The organism is Microbulbifer okhotskensis, assembly GCF_023895975.1.
Lineage (GTDB): Bacteria > Pseudomonadota > Gammaproteobacteria > Pseudomonadales > Cellvibrionaceae > Microbulbifer > Microbulbifer okhotskensis.
Map to the genome: position 1 here is coordinate 1 of NZ_JALBWM010000255.1, position 1,979 is coordinate 1,979.

Here is a 1,979-nt window from a genome sequence, read left to right on the forward strand (position 1 = left end):
CAGATACGCTACTTTCTTTCAAACCCTCAAACACCAGATTCGGTTATAACTCTCAAACTCAATCAGATTCTTTAGATATGGCGCCTTTGGGAGGTGTCAAACTGACCTTGGTAACGATCAGGTTCATTGACCGATCGCCCTTGGATACCACGGCAGCCGACAAACCGTATCAAAATGGAAAATACCGGTACTCACTGCAGCTTCTCCACAGTAGTTTTAACTTCCGCATCCAGGTGATCAGAATACTCTTCTAAATGTCGGATGATCATCCCCACTCCAGGCATGATTTGAGAGCAGAACATATTTGCCACCGTTCCAAACTAGGGAAACCAATGAACCTCCCCAAACTCCACCTCAACAACAGTTTGCAGAAGATGCCCGTAAAATAAGGAGAGCGAACTTAGCATGCTTACCTCTCTTTAGATTCTTACCCGTCACTTGATATTGAAGTGCCTCAAAAGGCACAAAAAAATGCTCCACCCCTTCTCGATCCTTGCCAGCGCGTAAGCTCTACATGCAACCTTCTCTTGATATTTATCGACTGCCTGGAAATAGACAAGGCGAGCCCAACAACAGCTACACCAGCAGCAACACCACCCAGCTTTGTCACTCTTCCAAGGCCCACTTGAGCCTCATCCCAAGTTTTTCCATCTTAGCGAAGTGTCCGGAAATTTTAGACCACTACAAACAGCCACAAAAAATTCAATCATTACTGAACGCAGCCCCCTATAAATCAACGGTGTGCTATATATTTTACAAGCATTCTTTTGAGTGTGATCTCAACTAGCTTGACACCCGGTGTAAAAATGCTACTCATTCAGCACCTAAGCCAAGCCAACATTTAAAGTTCTGACCAGGCAGTACCGAGATGATACATCTATTTATGCACGCTAACGTCAAAGACTACAACACATGGCATAAAGTATTTGAGGACTTCAAGCCAAAGCTGAAAGAAATGGGGGCCACAGCCACATCCATCTACCGAGAAGTTGACAACCATCATAATGTGACTGTCATTCACGAATTCCCATCAAAAGAACATGCGATTAAATATGTCAACTGCGCTGAACTGCAAGCAGTCCGGAAACAAGCAGGGGTACTTGTGACTCCCAAAATTTGGTACACAGAAAAGCTATAAGTGGGTTGTTAAGTCTAGATTGACGAATCTCTGCCCCTAGAAAAGCGGCAGCAATTAATCCCATTATTTAATGGTTTCTGCCAAATAATTATTTTCGACTTAAATTGTGAGTGCCCATACTTAAAATACCCGGAGCACTCCACACCGGGAGGTACGGACTTCAAAATTCAGGTCCGATATTGTCACAGCCAGTGATTCACACTTCTTCAATATATTCTATCGGCACACTCTCTACCAACCATACATTATTAACTGATCGATAGAATATAAAACCATTGTTGTGCATGGATTTTGCGGCTACCTGCAAGAAAATTGGTTTACCGTACCTTGCCCCAACACTCCGGGCGACTGCTTGAGAGTCTGACAAGTGCACATGATGCCTTTGCATCTTCTTTAAACCTTCGTTGCGGATAGCACGGATAAAACGCTTCGCGGTACCGTGAAGCAGAAACTCAGGTGGATCAATCGGTTTCAAACCCAAGTGAACTCCTACCGAATGCCCTTGATTAGCCCGGATAAAGGCTCCATTCTCACTGATAGAAAATCGCTGCTTATCATTGGTTTCAACTACGACCGCCACTATATCCCTGCTCAGCTTGAAATCTACAGTTTTTTGAACCAACTCATCAATAGACACCCAGCCATTTTCATCCATAGATAGACCGATAGAATTCGGTCGATGCCTAAGCAAGTAACTAAAGTATTTCGAAATTGCATTGAATTCTTTACTCAACCCTAAACTCCAACAACTAACATCCACAGGGTACAATTTGCATCAAATATTGATCCCTGCATTCAACTCTGAAGTGCATCACCCTTTAGGCTGCTGCAGCAGCCGTAT

General features: G+C 43.7%; 3 protein-coding genes. 2 read left to right on the forward strand and 1 reads right to left on the reverse strand.

Annotation, left to right across the window (positions count from 1 at the left end; all coding sequences use genetic code 11):
* Both MO867_RS21775 and MO867_RS21780 read left to right on the forward strand, forming a co-directional pair.
* Nucleotides 1-254: hypothetical protein (locus tag MO867_RS21775; protein ID WP_252473062.1), on the forward strand; the 254-nt coding region annotated here is incomplete at its 5' end.
* A 629-nt stretch (nt 255-883) separates the two neighbouring features.
* Nucleotides 884-1,138 (forward strand): DUF1330 domain-containing protein, encoded by a 255-nt coding sequence (locus MO867_RS21780; protein WP_252473064.1) that lies wholly within the window; start codon nt 884-886, stop codon nt 1,136-1,138.
* 196 nt (nt 1,139-1,334) lie between these two features.
* Here the strand turns inward: MO867_RS21780 and MO867_RS21785 are convergent, their stop codons facing one another.
* Nucleotides 1,335-1,871, reverse strand: a complete 537-nt coding sequence (locus tag MO867_RS21785; protein WP_252473066.1) for an RNA 2'-phosphotransferase — start codon at nt 1,869-1,871, stop codon at nt 1,335-1,337.
* Between the last annotated feature and the right edge of the window lie 108 nt (nt 1,872-1,979).